The organism is Neobacillus niacini, assembly GCF_031457145.1.
Classification (GTDB): domain Bacteria; phylum Bacillota; class Bacilli; order Bacillales; family Cytobacillaceae; genus Neobacillus; species Neobacillus niacini_J.
Genome location: NZ_JAVDVZ010000006.1, coordinates 123,889 through 142,325, shown reverse-complemented (window position 1 = coordinate 142,325; position 18,437 = coordinate 123,889). Strand labels below are relative to the sequence as shown.

Here is an 18,437-nt window from a genome sequence, read left to right as displayed (position 1 = left end):
TTAACAAAAAAATGGGGATTTTTATATAGTCCTGTGGTCATTCCTCGTCATTTATCAATAATTTTTTTACATACGAAAGGCTCAGTCCTGAGACTGAGCCTTATATTATGCAAAAATACTTTTGATGCTTTCAATTAAATCCCTAAAGAAATCTGCTACTTTTTGAAGAAAATTCTTATCGCCTACTGCTTCTTCAATTCTTTGCTGGATATCTTGAGTGAGATTTTCAAGCTGTGATTTGACATTATCAAAATTAATATTTAGGTCTCTCATTTTTTCAAACAAATCAATTAAGAGCTGACGATCTTCAGGACTTAGGCTAAGTTCTAGTGTTTTTAACTTTTCATCAATAAGAGCAACTAATTCTTCTTTCGTGGCTGGATTTTGCTCTGCAATTTCCTTTTTTATTTCTGTCAATAATTCACTTACTTTATCTTGATTAAGCCCTTCTTTTTTAGCCAAATCAGTAGCCAAATTCAATTCCTCATTGGCAACCTCTGTCCTCTCGAGATTTAGAGTGGCGCCTTCACCCTCATCATAAGCCTTATAGATTCCAACTAATGCAGAGTGTCCGCTGACTTTTACTGGCGAAGCAACATCTACCACTGCGTCCTGAATTCCAGCAGTCAGTAGGGCATTGGCATACATCTCATCGGTGACCTCTGTAATATTTTCAGGAGTGACCTGGTTGATAATTAGCCCCTCTCCCGAATCCTTTCTAGTAATTTTAGCGGAGGAATACATATTAGAGTGACGGTCACCTTTAATATACTTAACTAGGTCTTCTCCAGAAACAGTAATCTCTTTAACTTTGCTAGTGTCAGTTACTTTTAAAAGCTTTCTCACTTCATCCTTTTGAGCAGCTGATAATGCTTCCCCGTAAACCACGATTGGCAGCCCAAATTTTTCGTTAATACTTTCTTCATTATTACCATTAGTATCCGCAAAAACCATGCTCGTACTACTAATCGTTAAAATCAATGCTAGTAAAATTGCAACAAATGTCCTCTCATAAAAACGTTTCATCAAAATCACTCCTTATTATCTTCTATCTACGATGCTTCTATTTGTAAGACGGAAAAACACCCAAATAAGTTTCAACAATGATTATAGTGTATGCACGAATGGAAGACCATACCATAACTAAATCTCGTTTAGGAGCTTCTTAACCCCTTTAATAATATCAAATGGCATGACGCCATAATGGGATAAAGTTTTTGCTTCCACTTCACCAGCCCTCGCATGTAAATAGCTTGCTGAGATAAGAGCATTGATAGCTGCAGCCCCCTGTGCAAGGAAAGAGGCGATAAGTCCTGTCAAGATATCTCCACTCCCGCCTTTTCCAAGTGCGTCATGACCGTACGGATTTATCAATAGCTCTCCTGTAGGTGCAGCGATAACAGAACGATGTCCTTTTAAAAGTAAATATAAATTGTATTCCTTGGCAAAGCGGGAAGCAATTTCCAGTCGATTTTCTTCAATTTCTTTCACCCTTTTATTTAATAGGTTTGACATTTCACCCGGATGAGGAGTCATAATAATGGTACCCTTATAGGTCTTCAGCAAGTCCATTTGGTTTCGGAGTAGGTATAGAGCATCTGCATCAATGACAACGGGTTGATTGGTTAAGTGAGAAAATAATGTTTTCATCCACTCTTCCCCTTCTGGAAATCTACCCATCCCAGGTCCGATGGCAATGCTGTCAAATTGATGGAGCAGAGGTGAAAGTTCATGGATTGCCTCTTCAGCAAAATGTCCATCCTTCGCCGACAAAGGCAGTAATAAAGATTCAGGGTTTTGTGCAGCAACCATTGGGTAAATACTTTCTGGAACAGCTAACGTGACTAATCCTGCACCGGAATGCAATGCAGACTTTGCTGAGAATATGGGTGCACCGACAAATTGTCGAGAACCACCTATAATCAGTGCATGACCGAAGGTTCCTTTGTGACCATGTTTTGGTCGGATTGGAATAGCAGCCTTAGCCTGATTTTCGGTAATTAGCTTAGGCATCTCTAACCCTAATTCTTTGACAATCGAAGGTGGCACAGAAATGTTTACTGCCTTCCATTCTCCGACATATTCTGGTCCATCATTTAAAAAGAAACCTTTTTTGGGGAACACAAAGGTTATTGTCTTGTCTGCTTTAACAGCAACACCATCTACTCTCCCATTGTCACTGCTAACACCTGATGGAATATCAACAGAAATTATGGATTTCTTTCCTTTATATGTATTAACCAGCGAAATCACATCTTTTAAAGGTTCTCGTAAAGGACCTTTTACACCTGTTCCTAGAATCGCGTCGATAATAATGTCTACGTTATTTATTTCATCCTGAAGTTTTTTTAGACTATTTTCTTGAAGATGATTGAGTGGTAATCCTCTATATATGTACACATCTAAATGAATTTTAGCATCTCCTTTTATACGTGCAGGATCTACTAATAACCACAGTTGCGGAGTTAACCCACTATCAAATAGCCTGCGAGCAATGACAAAACCATCTCCGCCGTTATTACCTCCTCCTGCTAAAACAATGACTCTGGTATTTTTATCAGATGTGTATTGGAGAATCTCCTCGACTACTCTCGCGCCCGCATTTTCCATTAACACAACACCAGGCAATCCAATTTTCTCGATCGTATACTGATCCATTTTTTGCATTTCCTTTTGCCCTGCAACAAACATGAACATCACTCCATTTTAGCGTATGAGTTCTATACTTTTATAATAATGTAGTATGATGGAAATGGAAATTATTAAACTAGAAGGAGGTCTTTGTATTGAGTGAGGAATTCAAAGCCCTAGTCGTTGATAAGACAGAAACTGATTTCACGCTTGGGGTTAAAAATCTTTCTTTTAATGATTTGCCAGCGGGCGAGGTACTTATTAAGGTTGCCTACTCGAGTATTAACTACAAAGATGGATTAGCCAGTATTCCTGAAGGTAAAATCGTTAGGTCCTACCCATTTGTCCCAGGGATTGACTTAGCAGGAGTGGTTGTTTCTTCGGAAGACCCTCGTTATTCGGATGGAGATCAAGTCATCGCCACCAGTTATGAAATTGGTGTATCCCATTATGGCGGTTATAGTGAATATGCGCGAATTCCAGCAGATTGGATTGTACCATTACCTGAAAACCTTTCATTAAAAGAAGCGATGATATACGGAACCGCAGGGTTAACTGCAGCCCTTTCTGTTCAGAGACTTGAAGAAAATGGGCTTACTCCTGAAAAAGGCAAAGTGTTAGTTACTGGCGCTACTGGAGGAGTAGGAAGCATCGCAGTTGCCATCCTGGCAAAACGAGGCTACGATGTCGTGGCCAGCACTGGAAAAGCGAATGAACATGATTACTTACAAAAACTTGGTGCAAAAGAGGTTGTTTCTAGGGCTGAAGTTTATAACGGAAAGGTCAAAGCTTTAGATAAACAGCTTTGGGCAGGTTGTGTCGACCCCGTCGGTGGTGAATCCCTAGCGGCAATCTTAAGTAAAATCGAATACAATGGTTCAGTTGCTGTCAGTGGATTAACAGGCGGCGGAAACGTGCCTACCACAGTGTTTCCATTCATCCTTCGTGGTATCAATCTTCTTGGGATTGATTCTGTTTATTGTCCAATGGAAGTCCGTATGCCACTTTGGCAGCGTATGGCGTCCGATTTCAAACCGGATGTACTCGATCTGATTTCCAAAGAAATAAGTTTAGAAGAGTTACCTCAGACCTTGCCTACCATTTTACAAGGGCATGCCCGAGGACGTTTTATCGTAAAGATATAATGTAAAAAGCCGCAAGAAACTTTTTCAAGTTTTGCGGCTTTTTCTCATTTTACATGTCCAAGTCTTGCAGATAGCTGATGGCTTGTTTGAATCATTATCGGTCCAAGTTTATATAGTCTTTCCTTGGTCATGCGTGTTGTAGGTCCAGAAATACTCACGGCCGCAACCGCATTCCCTTGACGATCAAATACCGGCGCAGCGATACAAGTAATACCATACTCATTTTCTTCTAAGTCTAAGGAATACCCTCTATTTCTTACTTGGTTAAGCTCTTCTAGGAGTACTTCTATTTTAGTAAAGGTATTGGCTGTATGGAAGGGCATCCCTTTACGTTCCATAATCGCCAGAACATCCTTTTCAGGTAAGTGGGCTAGGATTGCTTTTCCTACGGACGTACAATGCATAGGAGCTCTTTTTCCCACCTTCGAATGGGTTCGTAAGGTTTCATTTCCTTCTAATTTCTCAATGTATACTACTTCTCCTTGGTCATAGACAACCAGATGAATCACTTCATTCGTCTTGTTTTCAAGTTCCTGTAAAAATGGTTTCGCTTCTGTTCTTAAATCAATTGATTCTAGCAGCTTAGAGCTAATATCAAGAAACTTATAGCCAAGCTTATATTTCCCTGTTTCACTGTCCTGTTCGATATATCCGTATTGAACTAGGGTTGATAGAGTTCTGAAAACTGAACTTTTATTAATATCGATTTGGTTAGCAATCTCGGTAACACCAAGTCCGCCTTTTTTCATTCCTACGAGTGCGATAATATCCAGCGCCCTGCTCACAGACTTAACTACATTTTCTCTTTGCAAACTTGCTCACCCCTTAAGCAGAACTTTGACAGGGCACTTTTCGAAAAAAATGCCCCGCCATTTCATTTATTACGATTTGACCGAAAACTTAGCTTTCGCTTCTAAACGGCGACTATGCAAGATAGGTTCAGTATATCCGTTAGGCTGGTCATAGCCTTTAAACACTAAATCAAATGCTGCTTGGAAAGCAACGGATTGTTCAAAGTCTGGTGCCATGGGTCTGTATAAAGAATCCCCAGCATTTTGTTCATCAACGACCTTCGCCATCCGCTCCATCGTTTTTACCACTTGCTCCTTCGTGCAAATTCCATGGTGCAGCCAATTCGCAACATGCTGGCTCGAAATACGCAGAGTCGCTCGGTCTTCCATTAAAGCCACATTATTTATATCTGGAACCTTTGAACAGCCTATTCCTTGTTCGACCCATCTAACAACATATCCAAGAATTCCTTGTGCATTATTATCAAGTTCTGCTTGGATTTCCTCTTGACTCCAATTCGTATTTTCAGCTACAGGGATTTGTAAAATATCATCCCGTAAATCTGAAATATTTTCGAGCAAATTATTTTGTACTTCTTTTACATTTACTTGATGGTAATGCAGAGCATGAAGGGTTGCTGCAGTCGGAGATGGAACCCAGGCTGTATTTCCTCCAGCCTTTAGATGTCCGATTTTTTGATTGTGCATATCCTTCATTAAATCAGGCATTGCCCACATCCCTTTACCAATTTGGGCACGTCCTTGGAAGCCTGTTGCCAGACCATTATTCACATTTGATTTTTCATAACTTTGGAGCCAGACTGTTGATTTCATATTATTTTTACGAATCATTGCCCCTGCCTCCATCGAAGTGTGCATTTCATCGCCCGTCCGGTCAAGGAAACCAGTGTTAATGAAGACTACCCGTTCCTTTACTTCACGGATACAAGCTTTTAAATTTAAAGATGTTCTGCGTTCCTCATCCATGACACCCATTTTCAGTGTATTTCTGGCTAATCCTAGTAAATCCTCCGTCCGATTAAATAGCTCATTGGCAAATGCGGTCTCTTCTGGACCATGCATTTTTGGCTTTACGATATAAATGGAGCCTTTTGTTGAATTCTCGTACGAGGTGTTACCGATTATAGAATGCTTGGCACATAGGGAAGTAACAACCGCGTCGATAATACCCTCGTGCACTTCATTACCATTTGCATCAAGAATCGCATTGTTTGTCATCAAATGCCCAACATTTCGAACGAGCATTAAAGCCCTTCCAGGCAAGGTGAGTTCTCTTCCTTTAGGTGACACATAGCTTCTGTCAGGATTTAGTGTCCGTGTTAGGGTTTTATTTCCCTTTGTAAAAGTAGCAGTTAGGTTGCCTTTATTTAATCCCAGCCAATTCCGATACACCCGGACCTTATCTTGGGCATCCACCGCTGCAACAGAGTCTTCACAATCCATAATCGAAGTAAGTGCCGATTCGAGAAGAATATCTTTTACACCCGCTGGATCTGTTTTGCCAATCGGGTGGCTTGGGTCGATTTGGATTTCGAAATAGTTATCATTATTTTTCAGAAGAATCGCAGAAGGCTGGTCAGCTTCACCTTGATAACCTGCAAATTTTTCCTCATTTTTCAAACGAACTTGGCCACCATTACGTAAAGTAACTACTAAACTTCCTTGGACAACCGTATAGCTAACAGCCTCTTTATGTGAACCATCCTGTAATGGAATACTCTCATCAAGAAAATTTCTAGCAAATGCGATAACTTTCTCACCGCGTTCAGGGTTATAGCCACCTTGTGCCTGGGCTCCTCCCTCATCACTAATGACGTCCGTGCCATATAACGCATCGTACAAACTTCCCCAGCGACCATTGGCTGCATTAATCGCATAGCGTGCATTATCAACAGGTACTACTAATTGCGGTCCTGCCTTAACAGCAATTTCATCATCTGCACCTTCCGTAGAAATGCGGAAATCCTCTGGTTCAGGCTGCAGGTAACCGATTTCTAATAAGAATTCTTTATATCTATCAAAATTGAATTCTTTATTGTCACGGTGCCATCTATTAATTTTCGTTTGAAGTTCATCTCGTTTTGCGAGCAATTCTTTATTTTTAGGCGTCAAATCGGTAATGATTTTTTCAAAACCTGCCCAAAACTGTTTCTGATCCACTTGACTTTCTTGCAATGCTTCTGAATTAATAAAATCATATAATTCTTTTGCTACCTGTAAATCTCCAGATTTTACATAGTTAACCATTTTCATAACCTCCATAATATTGTTTAGTATTACGAAACAATGTTTCGATGAAAAGACATTACACTTTCATTTCTTTTTTTATTTCTACACAGCGACCTGGTGTCGGAAATAGTTTTCCTGCATTTAAGAGATTATGTGGATTAAAGATTTCACGTATATTTGTCTGCGCAAGAATTTCCTCGTCTTTAAAAACAAATCGCATTTCTTCACGCTTTTCTATTCCCACACCATGCTCACCGGTAATAGTGCCTCCAACTTCTGCACATGCCTTTAAACAAGCACTTCCAGCTTCTAACGCTAGTTGGATTTCTCCTGGTTTCCGTGCATCAAATAGTACAAGCGGATGGAGATTTCCATCGCCGGCATGAAATATATTCGCAATCCGCAAGCCGGATTCATCACTAATCTGGGCAATTTTTCGCAAAACTTCAGGCAGCTTACTCCTAGGAATTACCCCATCTTGTACGAGGTAGTCAGGTGAAATGGCACCCATCGCCCCAAATCCTGTTTTACGATTGGCCCACCACCGTCCTCTTTCTTCTTCATCCCGAGCAGCTCGAACCTCACGAACATTACTTTTTTTACAAACCTCCAAGATTTGATTGATTTGTTCTTCTATCCCTGCGACAATACCATCGACTTCAATTAATAAAACCGCTTCAATATCCTTTGGATGTCCGACTGGGAAGGCAGCAGCTTCTACGCCCTCAATTGCTGTTTTGTCCATCATTTCCAGTGCGGCAGGAACAATTCCGGCAGAGATAATATCTGAAACCGCTTGACTACCATCTTCAACCTTATCAAAATAAGCGAGCACCGTCTGTTTCCCTTCTGGATTTTTTAAAATTCTAACGGTTATTTTCGTAACAATACCTAAAGTTCCTTCTGAGCCAGTTATCAGCCCTAGTAAATCATATCCGGGTTCATCCAAAACCCCCTTGTTTCCTATTTCAATAATCTTTCCGTTCGGCAGCACCACTTCCAGTCCAAGAATATGGTTCGTCGTGACGCCATATTTCAGACAGTGAGCCCCGCCTGCATTTTCAGCAACATTTCCGCCAATCGTGCAGCAATATTGGCTTGAAGGATCGGGTGCATAATAATAGCCTCGATCAGAAATGGAGTTTGTTAATTTCAGATTAACAAATCCAGGTTCAACCACTGCTCTTCTGTTTTCAAGGTCCACACTTATTAGTTTTTTCATTCGCACCATACTAATGATGACTTCTCCATTAATAGGTATAGCCCCGCCACTTAATCCTGTTCCAGCACCACGGGCAAGAAATGGCAGCCCATTGTCAGAACAATATTTTACTAATTTAGAGACTTCCTCCGTATTTTTTGGGAAGACAACTGCTTTTGGCAGGTGTTTGTAGATTGTAAAACCATCACAATCATAAGCAAGCAAATCTGCCTTTTTATATAAAATAGATCCTTGACCGTCAACGATACCTGCAAGATTGAGAATATGAGAGTCGCTGGTATTAATTTTTGTAATTGCCATGATTGGATTCCCCTTCTTTTTGATAGGCCCAATCGAGAAGTTGAACGGTGTGAACAATCTTCTGGTTTCTTCCATATTTCTTCACACCCATTGCCATTTGCAGCATGCAGCCCGGATTCCCCATCGAAATCATCTCGACATCTTCTGGGACATTTTCCATTTTACTTTTGAGGACTGCATTAGCCATTTCTGGATTGGTAATATTATAGATTCCCGCACTTCCACAACAGGTGTCAGCATTTGGCATATGAACCATTTCCACGCCTGGTATATCAAGAAGAATCTCCCTAGGTTCCCTTCTAACACCTTGCCCATGTGCTAAGTGGCAAGCATCATGATAGGTGATTCGGGTATTTAGCACGGCGTTTGGTTTATCATATCCGGTATCATGCAGGTATTTTGAAATATCCACTACCTTTTCTTCGAATACTTTTGCTCGTTCTTTCCACTCTGGTTCATCACGGAATAATTCTGCATATTCCTGCATCATGCACCCGCAGCCCGCAGCATTAACGATCACTTTTTCAGCATTTTCAAAGGCTGTGATATTTTGCTTTGCCAGCTTTCTTCCCATCTCTCTGTCGCCAGCATGAACATGGAGTGCACCGCAGCAGGTTTGATTTTTCGGGATGCTTACATCATTTCCATTTCGTATTAACACATTAATGGTTGCTTCATTGATATCACTAAAGAATACATCCATCACACAGCCAGTCAGTAAAGCAACTTCCTGCTTTGTTTCGCCTCTTGCTTTAATGACAGGGTCATTTTTATATTTTTTGCGGACAGACCTTTTTACATCTGGCATGACGGATTCCATTTCGGTTAAATGCTGAGGCAGCATATTCATAATTTTTGTCTTACGGACCACCTTTTGCAAGCCGCTATGCTGGTAAAATCGTAACAGTCTCCCGAGCGAATTTAAGCGATTGGAATACGGGAACACGCCGCGAAGAAAGAGTTTGTTTACTGCTCCCTTCCATCCTTTTAAGGGAATCGCTTGCCGAACTTGACCTCGTGCTTCTTCAATTAGCCCGCCAACATCAATATCCACAGGACAAGCTGTAGTGCAGGCACGGCAATCCAAGCAAGAAAAAACCGGGTCCGCAAAATCTTCATCAACCAAAAGATTTCCTTCTGCGACGGCTTTTATGAGATAGACACGTCCGCGTGGAGATTGCTGCTCTTCACCGGTTTGTTCGTATGTAGGACATGATTCCAAGCACATCCCACAATGTACACAATCTGCCCACTTCTTTTCCTGTGGCGGATCACGCCAAAGATAGTTACCTAGACTAGAGCTGCAAGGCCGATCTTGTATTACCTTTATACTCAAATTAGATCCCCCCGACATAGCGATTTCGGTTCAAAATTCTGTTTGGATCGATTTTTTGTTTAATTCCTTCAAGAAGAAAATGAGACGCTGTACTATCTCCCCAAACATTTACTTCGGCGCGAAGGGAATATGGAAGGTGTTTAACAACGGCATATCCACCAAGTTGATCAGCTAATTTTCTTACCAGTTTAATAGCTGAAACCACATCATCGCTGGCACCGCTAATAGCCATTTGACATAGTCCTGTCCCTAAACCTCCATGGGCTTCTATGGAAACATGACAAGTATCACTGATTAGCTCTGCTTCTTGCAATATCGTAATCACATCTAAGTTCGTGACACCAATTTTTAAAACTGCTTCTGTTTTTAAATCTAAATAAGCATTTGGTTGAAGAGCATAAAATTTACTCCAGCATGTTTCGGCTTCATCTTGTGGAAGGATTGTAAGGGTGGTTTTATCAGGTAAAATACCTCTGATTGTGTCTTCTTGGTAGAGTACTGAGCTTTTTACATCTTCAAACGAAATAAGCAATGTAAATTGATTAATGTTTGTTAACTTCCCAGCAATGGAGGGGTTAAGAATCTCGAGGCTGATGGGTTCAATCATGGAATCAAGCACTTTGACAGCAAATGCTCGAATCTCCTCGATATTGTTTTCTGGAAAGGATACGAGAAGAATAGATTGATATTTTGCAATGGGCCGCAGCTTCACTGTCACTTCGGATACTACACCAAGGGTTCCCATTGCTCCGATAAAAAGCTTATTCATATCATATCCGGCAACATTTTTCACCACTTTCCCACCTGAACGGATAAGAGTACCATCGGGATAGACCATTCTGAGACCAATCACATTGTCCCTGGCAGAACCATACCCAAGCCTTTTGGGTCCACTGTCATTTGCAGAAATTATCCCTCCAATCGTCGCATGATTTGGAGAGAAAGGATCAAGTGGAATCTTTTGCTTATACTGAGCTAAGTAATTTTGTATTACATTGAAGGGCGTACCAGATTTAGCAGTCAAGGTCATATCACCAGGATTATGCTCAACGATTCCAGTATATTGAGCTAATGATAATAGAATGTCCGCTAGTTCTAGCAGGCCTCCATATCCTCTTTTTGACCCCCCTCCCATGATGGCAACAGTGTGTTTATTTGTATTGGCATAAGTTAAAACAGATGAAATTTCCTGTTCAGTTTTTGGAAAGACCGTAACATGGCCGGAATTTCCCAGTGGATGACGGTCAGGACCCCCTTCACTTACCTCCAATTCTTTTACCAAAGCATTTAGTTCAAAAAGACTTTCATCCGTAATCAAATTTTCCACCTCCAGTTGTTGCATAATAACAAACAACGTTTCTCTTTTATTGTAAAAAAAATCCGAATAATTCATTTTCCCCTTTAATTTTATTTTCCCTACCGTTAATTGTCAATCTATTTAGAAAATTTAAATTAAAGGTAGAAAGTCCCTCAACTGTCTCTATTAAAGAAATCCACCACTTAAGATTGTGGTGGATTTAAAGGAATATTAATTTTAGCCATTGTTTCGCCGATTGAGTCATGAATGACATAGGAATACTTGGTCTGATCATAGGGTGAGTCTCCCTTATTGATTATAATCAGCGGGGTACCTTCGCTCCTGTATTGTGGGAATGTGGAGAATGGCGTAACTTTTAAGCTTGTTCCTAAAACCAATAGGCAATCCGCATGATTGATGATAGTTAGGATTTCATTGAAACCATCCTTGGAAAACCATTCACCAGTATCACCAAATAAGACAACATCAGGTTTAATATACCTATCTTTTTTATTACTAGTGCTACAATGGTTACAAATATAAAAATCATCCATGGAGTGCAGCCTATCAATCATTTCTTCGGTTTTATATACTTTATAGCAATTTTGACAAGAAGCTGTCTTCATCGTTCCATGAAACTCAATTACATTCTTCGAGCCCGCTTTTTGATGCAGACCATCGATATTTTGGGTAATGATGTGACTTACCTTCCCATCTTCTTCCCACTTGGCTAGAATTTCATGTCCTTTATTCGGTTGTGCTTCCGGGTGGTAAAGATCCCCAACCGCAAACTGATAAAATGCTTTAGGATTATTATAAAAATAATCCAGTGAAAGAATGTATTCAGGCGCCATCTGATAAATGCCCGTTTGGGAACGAAAATCCTTGATTCCCGATTCCGTACTAATGCCTGCTCCGGTAAGAACGACAATATTCTTCGCGCTTTTTATTAGGTTTGTGCAGGTTTGAATCATGCTGCTCTCCATATTAACACTCCTATGATACCTTAGTGCATTTTTGTTATTGTAGAGGGTATAAGGCGGGATAGCTCGGTGCTATCACTTTGCTATCAAGTTCTATAACTTGTGCTATCCGCCGGTATTTCTTGCTATCCGCAACTAAATCCTCAATGACCTATTTTAAATCTTCAAACTCTCTTGCAATTCTTTCAAATGCTTCTTTTATCATCGGTCTTGGTGACGGGATACAGATTCTTTGAAAATGTAATCCTTCATCCCCAAACATTTTTCCGTCTTCTAGTAAGACATTGGCTTTGTTATAAATCCGATCATGCACTTCGTCTGGTGATAGACCATAGCCGCTAAAGTCCATCCACATGACATAGGTGCCCTCAGGAATCCTTACCTTCACTTTTGGCATCTTTTCTGCAAGGAAATTAACTGCCCATTCCATTGTGCCATCAATATACTCCTTCAGCTGCTCTAACCAATCTTCACCCTCATGATAGACCGCAAGTAATGCTGAGACGGTAAATGGCGATGGTAAATGCATGCCCATCACACCAAAAAAAGTTTTCCTCAGCTCTGGATTTGGAATAATCACATTTGTACAGTGAAGACCCGCTACATTAAAGGTTTTATTAATAGCAGTAAACGTAATAATCTTGTCAGCATGCTCAGCAGCTGCTTTCGCAATCGGAATAAAGGTTTGATTTCTTCTAATTATATCTCCATGAATCTCATCTGCGACAATCAATACATTATTTTCCGCACAAATATCAGCTAGTTTTTTTAGTTCATCTTTATTAAAAACTCTACCCGTTGGATTATGCGGGTTACATAAAATAAACATTTTCGTTTTTTCATCTTTTGCCTTTGCTTCAAAATCTTCGAAATCAATCGAATAATATCCTCTGTCATCAACAATTAGCGGATTATTCAATAGAGTTCTATGATTTGCTTCAATTGACGACGTAAATGGTGGATACACTGGACGCTGGATGATGACAGCTTCTCCTGGTTGCGTTAATGAACGTACAGCGACATTCAACGCATGGACTGTACCTGGACTATAGACAATTTCCTCCTTCTGGAACTCCCAATCATGCCTCTTTTTAAACCAATGCTGAACGGCCTCAAAATACTCATCAGGAAATACGGTATAACCAAAAATTCGATGATCAACTGTCTTATGTAATGCGTCTATCAAGGGTTGGGGTACTGGTAAATCCATGTCCGCAGTAAATAATGGAATCGTCTCCTCATCATATCGATCAGTTAGACCCATTTTTTTTATGAGTTCTCCCCCATCCCATTTTATAGAATAGGTTCCTCTACGATTTACAATTTCATCAAAGTTATATTTCATGTCAACTATCCTTCCATATGATATTTCCATTCTCCTGCATACTATAATTTTGCTTAACATATTAATAAATCAATTATAACGAACATTTGCCAGATAATAAAAAATAGTGCCAGGATTTCCTAGCACTATTTTCCTTCTATATTAATTTGCTTTTTAATGACGTTCTAATACCACTTTTTTCTGTAAGAGTGATTTCATTTGCTGAATTCGTATTAAATACTACGATATTTTTAAACTCAGCATATAGGATATCTCCTTTTTTTACAGGGCTGAAATTTTGATATTGCTCGATACTCATTTCTGCTTCAAATAAATCATTGGTATCTTGCCGTCTTAATTCAAATCTAACGGTAGAACCAATAATATGAATGTGTGAAACTTCTGATGATACACTGTTCCCTTGTAAAATTTTTCGTAAGACAATCTCATGCGGTCTTATATATCCAATATTCTCCTCATTATCCTCAAATAAAGCAGAACCACGGAATTCGTTTACTCTCCCTAAAAAGCTATAAACAAAAGCATTCGCTGGCTTCTGATAAACCTCCTCAGGAGTGCCAATCTGTTCAATTTTACCTTGATTCATTACCACTACCGTATCAGCCATTTCAAGCGCTTCTTCCTGGTCATGGGTAACAAAAATCGTCGTTATATTAAGCTTTTGATGGATTTCTCTTAACCAGTGGCGCAATTCCTGACGAACCTTTGCATCCAATGCCCCAAATGGTTCATCTAAGAGCAAGACATCTGGCTCAACCGCAAGCGCCCTTGCTAAAGCAATCCGCTGCCTTTGTCCCCCGGAAAGCTGGGAAGGATAGCGAGTTGCAAGATGATCTAATTGTACGAGCTTTAACAGCTCATTTACTTTGTCAGCTATTACATTTTTAGATGGACGCGTTTTGCGCGGTCTAACCTTTAATCCAAAAGCGATATTCTCAAAAATCGTCATATGCTTGAATAAAGCATAATTCTGAAACACAAAGCCTACATTCCGCTCTTTTATCGGTTTATAGGTGTAATCAATCTCATCGAAAAAAATATTTCCGGAATCCAGTCCCTCTAATCCGGCTATCATCCTAAGGAGTGTGGTTTTACCTGAACCTGATGGCCCTAACAGGGCAACAAAATCTCCTGTTGGAATTTCAAGGTTCACATTTTTGACAGCTGCAAATGTTCCAAATGCCTTAGATACTTCCTTAATGGTTATCCCCATATCAATAATCCCCCATTGCAAAGATAAATGATCTTTGACAGTGCCTTTTACTATTTTTTTGTTTTCCACTCTACAATGCTTTTTAAAATTAATGTCACGATAGCAAGAAGTGCAAGTAGGGAAGCCACTGCAAAAGCTGCCGAGAAATTGTATTCGTTATATAAAATTTCAACATGAAGCGGTATGGTATTGGTTAATCCTCTAATATGACCTGAAACAACCGAAACTGCTCCGAATTCACCCATGGCACGCGCATTACAAAGAATGACACCATACAATAAACCCCATTTAATATTTGGTAAAGTGACACGAAAAAACATTTGCCAGCCACTCGCTCCCAGCGTAATCGCTGCCTGTTCCTCTTCAGTTCCTTGTTCCTGCATAATCGGCAATAATTCTCTAACGACAAACGGAAAGGTTACGAATATCGTCGCAAGGACAATTCCTGGCACTCCAAAAATAATTTTAATATTATTTGCCTCTAAAAACGGTCCCAATAATCCTTGAGAGCCAAACAATAGCACAAAAACGAGTCCAGCAATTACGGGAGAGACTGCAAATGGAATATCTATCAACGTAATTAAAATATTTTTACCCTTAAAGTTAAACTTAGCGATAGCCCAAGCAGCGACAACACCGAAAATAGTGTTAACAGGAATCGAAATCGCTGCAGTAATTAATGTTAATTTAATCGCAGATAAAGCATCTTTTTCTGTTAAAGCGGCAAAGTATAGCTCAATTCCTTTACTTAATCCTTCTGTGAAGACAGCAATTAATGGAACCAGAATAAATATTCCTAAAAAGCCGAGGGCTATCGTGATCAGCAACCATTTCTTTAATAAAAAAGGCTGGGAATTGGCATTTAATCTCTTTGCTTGTATGGTGGTTTCTTGAACAATCATATTCCCCGATCTCCTCTAGCTCATTTGATATTTTTTTGAAGACTTCCATTGCCAGAAATTTATTAAGAATAATAACACGAATGAAAATACCAGCATGACAACTGCGATTGCGGCAGCTCCTGCATAATTGAATTGCTCTAATTTCGTAATAATTAACAATGGAACAATTTCCGTTTTCATTGGCATATTGCCTGAGATGAAAACGACCGATCCATATTCCCCTAAAGCCCTTGCAAACGCAAGGGCAAAGCCAGTTAGGATCGCTGGGAATATTGCTGGCAGGATAATTTTTGTAAAAATTTGAACAGAATTAGCACCAAGTGTGGCGGCAGCCTCTTCATATTGTTGGTCCAAATCCTGTAATACCGGCTGCACAGATCGAACAACGAAAGGAAGTCCGATAAAGGTTAGGGCTATCATAATGCCGAAGGGTGTAAATGCAACCTTTATACCCATCGATTCAAAGAATTGACCTATCCATCCATTTGGCGCATATATCGTTGTAAGTGCGATGCCTGCAACTGCGGTTGGAAGGGCAAACGGCAAGTCAACCAGTGCATCAACAATTCGTTTTCCATAAAACTCATACCTTACTAATACCCAAGCAATAAGTGTCCCGAAAACAGCATTTACGAGTGCCGCGATGAGGGAAGTATTGATCGTTAATTTATATGAAGCTACGACTCTATCATCGGTAACTGTATCCCAAAATTCAGCCAAGCTGATCGTGGATGCTTTTAAAAATAGGACTGCAATAGGAATTAAGATGATTAGGCTAAGATAAATTAGTGTGTACCCCATGGATAAACCAAATCCCGGCAAAACCCGATGTTGCATTTTCTTAATAGACACGGTACAGCTCTCCTTTTACTTACGGTTTGTAAATTTCATCAAAGACGCCGCCATCGTCGAAGTGTGTCTTTTGAGCATTTTTCCAGCCGTCAAAGACTTCATCAATGGTAAAAAGGTTAATCTTTGGAAATTGGTCTTCATATTTCTTCGCTATTTCCTCAGAACGTGGGCGGTAATAGTTTTTTGCAGCAATTTCCTGACCTTCATCTGTGTACAGGTACTCTAGGTATGCCTTTGCAACCTCTTCTGTTCCATGTTTTTTAGCTGTTTCGTCAACGACAGTAACTGGTGGCTCTGCAAGAATACTAACGGATGGATTAACAATTTCAAATTCATCCTTACCTAACTCATTTAAAGCTAAGTAAGCCTCGTTTTCCCATGCGATTAATACATCACCAATTCCTCTTTCAACAAATGTTGTTGTAGAACCACGTGCACCAGAATCTAAAACAGGTACATTTTTAAAGAGTTTAGTTACAAATTCTTTTGCCTTATCTTCATCATTGTTATTTTGCTGAAGGGCATATCCCCAAGCAGCCAAGTAATTCCACCTTGCTCCACCAGAAGTTTTTGGATTTGGAGTAATGACGGATACTCCTTCTTTCACTAAATCATCCCAGTCTTTAATGCCTTTTGGATTACCTTTTCTTACAAGAAAAACAATCGTTGAAGTGTAAGGTGAGCTATTGTTTTTAAATTTCGATTGCCAATCCTCTGATAACTTGCCTGCTTCTGCAATGGCGTCGATATCATATGCTAGTGCCAAGGTAACAACATCTGCTTCTAGGCCATCAATCACTGAACGGGACTGCTTCCCTGAACCTCCATGTGATTGGTTAATTGTAACTGTTTGACCATTTTCTTTTTCCCAATAAGCAGCAAAGCTTTTGTTAAATTCTTCATAAAATTCTCTTGTTGGGTCGTATGATACATTTAACAGTTCTACTGCTTTTTTCTCTTCTTCTTTCGTTCCAGATGTTTCTTTTTCAGTAGTTGCACTTTGATTAGAGCACCCAGCAGCCAATAAAAGTAAAGTTGTAAATAAGATTAACCAAATTTTTTTCGTCATTGTTTTTTTGCTCCTTTTATTTTGGTTTATAGGCTTTTTTCATTAAAAAAAGCCCAATAGTTTAATAACGTACATGTTTTATGTACGATAACTACAGGGCCTTCGGGTGTCCGATCGGCAAGATATTCATTTTTTTCATCTACTTTTCGTTTTGTTCGGAAATGATTGTACACTTGATTTAGTTTGTAAAGGCAGCCGATGTTTTTCTAATCGGTCAATTTGGGTAATTTGTGAATCGTGGACGGTGATTTGAACAGTGCCAAATTCCAAGCCTTCTAGCAAACTAGCTATTTTTTCCATCACTTGTTGATCCAGACGTCCTTTTGATGACAACAAAATCCTCTCCTTCTAGCTTATTAATTCTGTTTAAAAGTAAATCCTCCAATGTCGTTCGTTCTAAAACAAAAGCAATTGTATCTCGAACCAAAGACCACAACGGCTTTAATTGACATCCCCCCTCTAAAGGACATGGCTCATATTTTGTAATGGAGGCGCAGCTCATTGGTGACAATGGACCTTCTAGATCACGGATTACTTCCCCGATATTTATTTCCACAGGGTCCCTTTGCAGCATATAACCACCCTTGGCACCTCGTTTGCTTGTAACATAACCAAGCTTTTTTAATTGAAGTAATATTTGTTCCAAATAATGAATGCTCACAAGGGTTTTTTCAGAAATTTCGTGAATTCCTAGTACATTTCCTTGATGGTTTCCCAACTGTAGTAAGGCTCGCAGTGCATATTCACCTTTGCTCGAAACCTTCATTCAATACCTCCTCATTTAATGTTGAGTAATTCAGTCAACATTCACTCCCAAAAATAATCCACTTGATTTTTGTAAAAATGGATTTTTGCTAGTTATAAATATATGCAAGATTTTTATGAAAGGGCACATGTCTATAGCGCCCTTTTCTGTTGTCTCTTTTGCCCAAAACTTTAATTCCGATTAACTTGATGGGTTTAGTATAAAACATATCATAATTGTTATTTTTCGAAAAATCAATATATATTTTTGAAAATAAATTTATATTTTATTCCGGTTCAATTTTTTCAAAGAACTTATTAATACTCATCCTGTCTGCGGGGGATACTAAAACCTAT

The 18,437-nt window shown here is 39.5% G+C and carries 16 protein-coding genes; 1 reads left to right on the top strand and 15 read right to left on the bottom strand.

What is annotated here, in order from left to right; genetic code table 11:
- Positions 1 to 105: 105 nt before the first annotated feature.
- Together J2Y03_RS16170 and J2Y03_RS16165 are read right to left on the bottom strand one after the other, a co-directional pair.
- Positions 106 to 1,026, bottom strand: coding sequence for a DUF1002 domain-containing protein (locus J2Y03_RS16170; RefSeq protein ID WP_310195735.1), 921 nt, complete (start codon positions 1,024 to 1,026; stop codon positions 106 to 108).
- Positions 1,027 to 1,143: 117 nt separating this feature from the next.
- A complete protein-coding gene (locus tag J2Y03_RS16165; RefSeq protein ID WP_310195734.1) occupies positions 1,144 to 2,691 on the bottom strand; it encodes an NAD(P)H-hydrate dehydratase in 1,548 nt (515 codons plus the stop codon).
- Between the two features lie 95 nt (positions 2,692 to 2,786).
- On the opposite strand from J2Y03_RS16165, the gene J2Y03_RS16160 reads away from it, so the two are divergent.
- Complete coding sequence (locus J2Y03_RS16160; RefSeq protein WP_310195732.1) at positions 2,787 to 3,776, top strand: NADPH:quinone oxidoreductase family protein; 990 nt, start codon at positions 2,787 to 2,789, stop codon at positions 3,774 to 3,776.
- Between the two features lie 44 nt (positions 3,777 to 3,820).
- On the opposite strand, the gene J2Y03_RS16155 is transcribed toward J2Y03_RS16160, so the two are convergent.
- The 13 genes from J2Y03_RS16155 to J2Y03_RS16095 form a co-directional block, all read right to left on the bottom strand.
- Entirely contained in the window at positions 3,821 to 4,588 is a 768-nt protein-coding gene (locus tag J2Y03_RS16155; protein ID WP_310195730.1) for an IclR family transcriptional regulator, read from the bottom strand.
- Between the two features lie 69 nt (positions 4,589 to 4,657).
- Positions 4,658 to 6,835 carry a malate synthase G gene (locus J2Y03_RS16150; RefSeq protein ID WP_310195728.1) on the bottom strand — a complete coding sequence of 726 codons (2,178 nt, stop codon included), beginning with the start codon at positions 6,833 to 6,835 and terminating at the stop codon, positions 4,658 to 4,660.
- 58 nt (positions 6,836 to 6,893) lie between these two features.
- Positions 6,894 to 8,339, bottom strand: a complete 1,446-nt coding sequence (locus J2Y03_RS16145) for an FAD-linked oxidase C-terminal domain-containing protein (RefSeq protein ID WP_310195727.1) — start codon at positions 8,337 to 8,339, stop codon at positions 6,894 to 6,896.
- Positions 8,320 to 9,675: a (Fe-S)-binding protein gene (locus J2Y03_RS16140; protein WP_310195725.1), complete on the bottom strand. Its 1,356-nt coding sequence runs from the start codon at positions 9,673 to 9,675 to the stop codon at positions 8,320 to 8,322. The genes J2Y03_RS16145 and J2Y03_RS16140 overlap by 20 nt, the downstream gene beginning before the upstream one ends.
- A 1-nt stretch (position 9,676) precedes the next feature.
- Complete coding sequence (locus J2Y03_RS16135; protein ID WP_310195723.1) at positions 9,677 to 10,993, bottom strand: FAD-binding oxidoreductase; 1,317 nt, start codon at positions 10,991 to 10,993, stop codon at positions 9,677 to 9,679.
- 182 nt (positions 10,994 to 11,175) lie between these two features.
- On the bottom strand, positions 11,176 to 11,958 hold the full coding sequence (locus J2Y03_RS16130; RefSeq protein WP_310195722.1) for an NAD-dependent protein deacylase: 783 nt from the start codon (positions 11,956 to 11,958) through the stop codon (positions 11,176 to 11,178).
- Between the two features lie 148 nt (positions 11,959 to 12,106).
- Entirely contained in the window at positions 12,107 to 13,300 is a 1,194-nt protein-coding gene (locus J2Y03_RS16125; protein WP_310195721.1) for a MalY/PatB family protein, read from the bottom strand.
- 136 nt (positions 13,301 to 13,436) lie between these two features.
- On the bottom strand, positions 13,437 to 14,513 hold the full coding sequence (locus J2Y03_RS16120; protein ID WP_310195719.1) for a sulfate/molybdate ABC transporter ATP-binding protein: 1,077 nt from the start codon (positions 14,511 to 14,513) through the stop codon (positions 13,437 to 13,439).
- A gap of 50 nt (positions 14,514 to 14,563) precedes the next feature.
- Positions 14,564 to 15,415: a sulfate ABC transporter permease subunit CysW gene (gene cysW, locus J2Y03_RS16115; protein ID WP_310195718.1), complete on the bottom strand. Its 852-nt coding sequence runs from the start codon at positions 15,413 to 15,415 to the stop codon at positions 14,564 to 14,566.
- Between the two features lie 15 nt (positions 15,416 to 15,430).
- Positions 15,431 to 16,252: a sulfate ABC transporter permease subunit CysT gene (gene cysT, locus J2Y03_RS16110; RefSeq protein WP_310195961.1), complete on the bottom strand. Its 822-nt coding sequence runs from the start codon at positions 16,250 to 16,252 to the stop codon at positions 15,431 to 15,433.
- A 34-nt stretch (positions 16,253 to 16,286) separates the two neighbouring features.
- Entirely contained in the window at positions 16,287 to 17,336 is a 1,050-nt protein-coding gene (locus J2Y03_RS16105; RefSeq protein WP_310195716.1) for a sulfate ABC transporter substrate-binding protein, read from the bottom strand.
- Positions 17,337 to 17,471: 135 nt separating this feature from the next.
- The gene (locus tag J2Y03_RS16100; RefSeq protein WP_132086777.1) at positions 17,472 to 17,669 is read right to left on the bottom strand and encodes a YezD family protein; all 198 of its coding nucleotides are present in this window, start codon (positions 17,667 to 17,669) and stop codon (positions 17,472 to 17,474) included.
- The gene (locus tag J2Y03_RS16095; RefSeq protein WP_310195714.1) at positions 17,620 to 18,102 is read right to left on the bottom strand and encodes an RrF2 family transcriptional regulator; all 483 of its coding nucleotides are present in this window, start codon (positions 18,100 to 18,102) and stop codon (positions 17,620 to 17,622) included. The genes J2Y03_RS16100 and J2Y03_RS16095 overlap by 50 nt, the downstream gene beginning before the upstream one ends.
- Positions 18,103 to 18,437 lie beyond the last annotated feature (335 nt).